Raw genomic sequence first — 6,750 nt, forward strand, 5'->3', positions numbered from 1 at the left:
TTGCTAGATTGCGCTTCCTCCGATGAAGAACTGCACAGGGGTGGGGTTTGAAACGTCATCGATTGACCCGGAAGAGACGGTTCCTGATATACGGCGTGGCGTCCGGTGTCGTCGTCACGGCGGCGGCCGGAACCATCGCCATCGCCGCGCAGGACTCGACGGACACGCCTCCCGTCGCGGCCAGTGCGCGCTTGCAGCAGGAGTTCGACCAGGCGGCCCGCGAGTTCGACGTTCCCAAGAGCGTCCTCATGGCCGTCTCGTACCAGTCGTCGCTGTGGGACTCGCACGACGGTGAGCCGAGCACCACGGGCTCGTACAACGTGATGGGGCTGACCCGGGTCACCTCCGACGACGTGGAGAAGCCCACCGACAAGGAGCGGCTGTCCCACCTCAACATGAGTGGCGACCCGGCCGTCTCCAAGCACTTCGACGCCGCACGCGCCCTCAAATCGGCCCCGTCGGCCGTCGACACCGACGATCCGCGGCTGCACACGCTGGACAAGGGCGCGAAGCTCATCGACAAGTCCGTCCAGGACGTGCAGAACGACACCGAGCAGAGCATCCGCGCCGGTGCCGCACTGCTGGCCGAGTACCAGCGCGACTCCGGCCGTTCGCTGTCGGCCGACCCCGGCCAGTGGTACCCGGCCGTCGCACGCTACAGCCAGTCGCCCGACACCAAGGGCGCGGCGCTGTTCGCCAAGCGCGTCTTCGACACCATCCGCGAGGGGCAGAGCAGCGTCACCGCGGACGGCCAGCAGGTGACCCTGCCCGCGGCTCCCTCCGTGACCCCCGCGGTCCCGGCGAAGGTGCCGCTGGCGAACCAGGCGACCTACACCACCGCCCAGGCTCCGGAGTGCCCCTCGGGCCTCAACTGCGACTTCAAGCCCGCCGCGTTCAAGCAGAACAGCAGCACCCCGGACGACTTCGGCAACTACAACGTGTCCAACCGCCCCTCAAACGGCGAGGACATCCGTTACATCGTCATCCACGACACCGAGGGTGACTACCAGGGGTCGCTGGCCACCTTCCAGAATTCGGCCACCTACGCGAGCACCCACTACCTGATCCGTGCGTCCGACGGTCTGGTCACCCAGATGGTGGCCACCAAGGACGAGGCCTGGCACGCGGCCAACAAGACGGTCAACATGCACTCGATCGGGATCGAGCACGAGGGCTACGCCGTCAAGGACGGCAGCTGGTACACCCCCTCCCAGTACGAGTCGTCCGCGGCCCTGGTGAAGTACCTGGCGGCCCGGTTCGACATCCCGCTGGACCGCGAGCACATCATCGGCCACGACGAGGTGCCGGGCGTCCTGGACGCGAACGTCGCCTCGCAGCACTGGGACCCGGGCCCGTTCTGGGACTGGAACCGCTACATGTCCCTGCTGGGCGCGCCCACCGGCAGCGGCGGCGCGGGCGGTCCGCTCAAGGCCGGCCAGGTGGTCCGGGTGGTGCCGCCGTTCACGACGGCCAACCAGCCGACGCTGACGTACGGCGGGAGCACGGTCGCCAAGCAGCCTGCCAACTTCGGCTACCTGTACACGTCCCCGTCGACCGGTTCCAGCATGATCACGGACCCGTACATGCCGACGGTCAAGGCGACCGACGCGCCCAACTGGGGCAACAAGGTCGTGGCCGGTGGCGAGTACGTCGTCGCCGAGTCCCAGACCAACTGGACGGCCATCTGGTACGGCGGCAAGAAGGCCTGGTTCTACAACCCCAGCGGCCAGTTCACCGCCCCGGTCGCCACGTCCGGCGCCAAGGTGCTGAAGGCCAAGGCGGGCGCCACCTCCGTCCCGGTGTACGGACGCGCCTACCCGGAGGACGCCGCCTACACCGGCACCGGTGTGGACGTGCAGAAGGACAACGACGCGTCGCTGTCGAAGTACAGCGTCCCCTCGGGCCAGGCGTACGTGCAGGCCGGTCCGGCGCAGCCGGGCGACTACTGGTACGCGGGCACCTACGCGGGCACCGCGGACCACGACAGGACCCTGGTCACGGGCACGCAGACCTTCTACCCGATCCGCTACAACCACCGCATCGCCTGGGTGAAGTCGAGCGACGTGGAGACGGCCACCGGCACCGCCCCCGACCCGGGCACCGACCGCTACGACGCGGTCGCCCGCGACAGCTCCGGCGTGCTCTGGCAGTACCAGGGCACGGGCAGCGCCTCCGCGCCGTTCTACAGCCGCTACCGGGTCGGCGGCGGCTGGAACACGTACAACACCGTCACTCCGATGACCGCGCTGCGCGCGGACGGCACGGGCGACGTGGTGGCGCGCGACGGGAGCGGGACGCTCTGGTACTACCAGGGCAGCGGCAAGCCGAACCAGCCGTTCCTGTCCCGGGTGCAGGTGGGCGGCGGCTGGAACACCTACAACGCCCTGTGGGGCGCCCGGGACCTGACCGGTGACGGGAAGCCCGACCTGATGGCCCGGGACTCCTCGGGTGTGCTCTGGCTGTACCCGGGCACGGGCACGAACACGACGAAGGGGCAGTTCCTCGCCCGCCAGCGGGTCGGCGGCGGCTGGAGCACCTACAACCTGATGACCTCCACCGGGGACATCACGGGTGACGGCAAGCCCGACTTCGTGTCCCGCGACACGTCGGGTGTGCTGTGGCTGTACCAGGGCACCGGCCAGACGTCGGCGCCGTTCGCGGCGCGCACCCGGATCGGCGGGGGCTGGCAGATCTACAACACGCTCGCGGGCGTCAGCGACCTCGACCGTGACGGGGTCGCCGACCTCATCGCCCGGGACACCTCCGGCGTGCTGTGGTTCTACAAGGGCACCGGCAGCGCGACGGCGCCGTTCGGCAAGCGCACCACGATCGGGAAGGGCTGGCAGATCTACAACTTCGTGATCTGACACCCCTGCCGCCGCACCACCCAGGGCCCCCGGCTCCTGTCGCCCCACGGGCGACGGGGCCGGGGGCCCGAGTCCTTCCACGGTGGCCGCGGTCCGGTGGCCCGGGCCCGGTGGCCCCGGCCGAGCCTCACGGCCCGTGCGCGCGGCCCCGCCTTCGGGCGGTCGCTAGCGCAGCAGCACTCCCGCCCCCTCCCCGGCCTCCTCGGGGGGCACGGTCACCAGGCCGAGCTCCGCGCCGGAGGCGAGGAGGCGGTGGGTGGGCAGGATGCGCACCGTGTAGCCGTAGGGACCGGTGCGGTCCAGGGAGAGCGGGCCCTCGTAGACCCAGCGGCCGTCGGCGTCGGGGGCGCCGTTCGGCTTCAGCGGGACCGTGGTGGCGTCCGTGATGCGGTCCTCCTCGTCGACCCGGCCGGAGACCGCCTGGACCTCGACGTCGTCGGGGCCGAGGCTGCCCAGACCGACCCGCACCCGAAGGCCCAGGGTCGAGCCCAGCTCGGCGGAGGCCGTGGCCGAGGGCGCCTCCGCGCGTTCGGCGACCGGGGTGGAGGTCTCCACGTGGTCGACCGTCACCTCGGGCCAGGCCGCCCGCACCCGCGCCTTCCAGGCCGCCAGTTCCCGCGCCGCCTCCGGGCCGAGGGCGCGGTGGGCGTGGGCGGCGGGCGCGTACAGGCGGTCGACGTACTCGCGGACCATGCGCCCCGCCAGCACCTTCGGACCCAGCAGGGTCAGGGTGCGGCGGACCATCTCGATCCAGCGGTCGGGCAGCCCGCCCCGGCCCCGCTCGTAGAAACGGGGTGCCACCCGCTGCTCCAGCAGGTCGTACAGCGCGGCTGCCTCGAGGTCGTCACGGTGCTCGGTGTCGTAGCCGATGCCGTCCGCGGTCGGGATGGCCCAGCCGAAGTCGGGCTGGTACCACTCGTCCCACCAGCCGTCCAGCACGGAGAGGTTGAGGCAGCCGTTGAGGGCCGCCTTCATCCCGGAGGTGCCGCAGGCCTCCAGCGGGCGCAGGGGGTTGTTCAGCCACACGTCGCAGCCGTGGTACAGCTTCTGCGCCATCGCCATGCCGTAGTCGGGCAGGAAGACGATCCGGTGCCGCACCCGCGGGTCGTCGGCGAAGCGGACCAGTTCCTGGACGAGGCGCTTGCCGCCGTCGTCCGCGGGGTGCGCCTTGCCCGCGACCACGATCTGGATCGGCCGTTCGGGGTGCAGCAGCAGGTCCATCAGCCGGTCGCGGTCGCGCAGCATCAGCGTCAGACGCTTGTAGGAGGGCACCCGGCGCGCGAAGCCGATCGTCAGCACGTCCGGGTCCAGCACGCCGTCGATCCAGCCCAGCTCGGCCGTCCCCGCGCCGCGCTGCCGCCAGGACGCCCACAGCCGCCTGCGCACCTCCACGACCAGCTGCTCCCGCAGCTCGCGGCGGAGCTCCCAGATGTCCTCGTCGGGAATGTCGGCGACCGCGTCCCAGCGGTCGGAGCCGCCCACGGACAGCGCGTCCTCGGTGCGCTGCGCGCCGATCTGCCGGGCGCCCAGCCGGAACACCTCCGGCGCCACCCAGGTCGGGGCGTGCACGCCGTTGGTCACCGAGGTGATCGGCACCTCGTCGGGGTCGAATCCCGGCCACAGCCCGGAGAACATCCCCCGGCTGACGCTGCCGTGCAGCAGCGACACGCCGTTGGCCCGCTGGGCGAGCCTGAGCCCCATCACCGCCATGTTGAACAGGTTGGGCTCGCCGCCCGGGTAGGTCTCCATGCCGAGCCGGAGGATCCGCTCGACGTCGATGCCGGGCAGCTCGGCCTCGGGTCCGAAGTGGCGGGCGACCAGCTCGCGGTCGAAGCGGTCGATGCCGGCCGGGACGGGCGTGTGGGTGGTGAAGACCGTGCCCGCGCGCACCGCCTCCAGGGCCGCGTCGAAATCCAGCCCGTGGTCGCACAGCTCGGCGATCCGCTCCAGCCCGAGGAACCCGGCGTGGCCCTCGTTGGTGTGGAACACCTCCGGCTCGGGATGCCCGGTGAGCCGGCAGTACGTCCGGACCGCGCGCACCCCTCCTATGCCCAGCAGCATCTCCTGGAGCAGCCGGTGCTCGCTGCCGCCGCCGTAGAGCCGGTCGGTCACCCCGCGCTCGCCGAGGTCGTTCTCCTCCACGTCGGAGTCCAGCATCAGCAGCGGGATCCGGCCGACCTGGGCCACCCAGATCCGGGCGTGCAGCGCCCGGCCGCGGGGCAGGGCGAGCGAGACCCGGGCGGGGCTGCCGTCGGCCTCCCTCAGCCGGGTGACGGGCAGCTCGTTGGGGTCGAGGACCGGGTAGTGCTCCTGCTGCCAGCCGTCCCGGGACAGCGTCTGCCGGAAGTAGCCGTGCCGGTAGAGCAGGCCCACCCCGATCAGCGGGACGCCGAGGTCGCTGGCCGCCTTGAGATGGTCGCCGGCGAGGATGCCGAGGCCGCCGGAGTACTGCGGCAGGGCGGCCGTGATGCCGAACTCCGGCGAGAAGTAGGCGACGGCGGCCGGCAGGCCGTCGGAGCGACCCTGGTACCAGCGGTCGCCGGTCACGTAGTCGCGCAGGTCGTCCGCGGCGGCGGTGAGCCGGCGCAGGAAGCGGCGGTCACCGGCCAGCTCGGCCAGCCGCGCCGGGCGCACGCTGCCGAGGAGCCGTACCGGGTCGCCGCCCGAGGAGGCCCAGCGCTCGGGGTCGACGGACTGGAAGAGGTCGCGCGTCTCGGCGTGCCAGGACCAGCGCAGATTGCGGGCCAGCTCGCTGAGGGGCTGCAAGGGCTCGGGAAGAACGGGACGGACGGTGAACCGACGGATCGCCTTCACTCTTTCCACCTCGGCGCGTTCGCTGATGGACGCACGGCACGGTGCGCTTCGCTGGAAGGACGCACGACACTGTGCGCCCCGTCACACAAAACGGTACCCGTGCCGGTGCGGGTGCCGCTGGGGCCGCGCCTGGCGAGCGGGCCAAGACGAGGCCAACTTTGTGTGTGGACATACGCGTGAGTAGTTAACAAAGTGCCGGATTGCTCACCCGAATAGGGTGGGAAGGCTCCTCCGGTACAACCGACAGTAGACACGCAGGACCCACCTCCCCACGGATATCCGCCCTACACACTCGTTGACGCGGACAGGAGCGGTCATGCCCGCCACGCACCACTCGGCACCACCCCCGACCACCAGCACGAGCAGCGCACACCGCAAGAGCGCCGACACCGTGGCCCCGACCCCGGACCGGGCCAGGACCCCGGACCCGGGCGCGAGGCCGGAGCAAGATCCCGTCGGCCACGCCACCGCCGTCGGCCGGATCCCCGTGCTTGACGTCCGGCCGGTCGTCCAGCACGGCCGCAGGCCCGCCAAGGCGGTGACCGGCGAGTCGTTCCAGGTCACGGCCACCGTGTTCCGCGAGGGCCATGACGCCGTGGCCGCGAACGTCGTCCTGCGCGATCCGCAGGGCCGTCCGGGTCCCTGGACGCCGATGCGCGAGCTGGCGCCCGGCACCGACCGGTGGGGCGCCACCGTGACGGCGGGCGAGCCGGGCCGCTGGACGTACACGGTCGAGGCCTGGTCGGATCCGGTCGCCACCTGGCGCCATCACGCCCGGATCAAGATCCCGGCGGGGCAGGACACCGAGCTGGTCCTGGAGGAGGGCGCCCGGCTGTACGAGCGGGCGGCGGCCGGGGTCCCGGAGGAGAGCGGCGAACGGGAGATCGTCCTGGCCGCCGTGCTCGCCCTGCGGGACGAGAGCCGGCCGGCCGCGTCCCGGCTGGCGGCGGCGTTGACGCCGGAGGTGGACGCGGTGCTGGCCCGGTATCCGCTGCGGGAGCTGGTCACCGCCTCCGACGCGATGCCGCTGCTGGTGGAGCGGGAGCGGGCCCTGTACGGCGCCTGGTAC

At 72.0% G+C, this 6,750-nt stretch carries 3 protein-coding genes; 2 read left to right on the plus strand and 1 reads right to left on the minus strand.

All coding sequences use genetic code 11. From position 1 onward, the window contains the following. Positions 1-95 precede the first annotated feature (95 nt). Positions 96-2,867, plus strand: a complete 2,772-nt coding sequence (locus ABZ484_RS31475; RefSeq protein ID WP_358869328.1) for an N-acetylmuramoyl-L-alanine amidase — start codon at positions 96-98, stop codon at positions 2,865-2,867. A 165-nt stretch (positions 2,868-3,032) separates the two neighbouring features. On the opposite strand, the gene ABZ484_RS31480 is transcribed toward ABZ484_RS31475, so the two are convergent. Then, the gene (locus ABZ484_RS31480; protein ID WP_358869329.1) at positions 3,033-5,681 is read right to left on the minus strand and encodes a glycosyltransferase family 1 protein; all 2,649 of its coding nucleotides are present in this window, start codon (positions 5,679-5,681) and stop codon (positions 3,033-3,035) included. 316 nt (positions 5,682-5,997) lie between these two features. Here ABZ484_RS31480 and ABZ484_RS31485 point away from each other — a divergent pair. Then, the coding region (locus ABZ484_RS31485) for a maltotransferase domain-containing protein (RefSeq protein WP_358869330.1) at positions 5,998-6,750 on the plus strand (753 nt) is incomplete at its 3' end.

Origin of the sequence: Streptomyces sp. NPDC006393, assembly GCF_040628575.1 — a bacterium.
GTDB lineage: Bacteria > Actinomycetota > Actinomycetes > Streptomycetales > Streptomycetaceae > Streptomyces.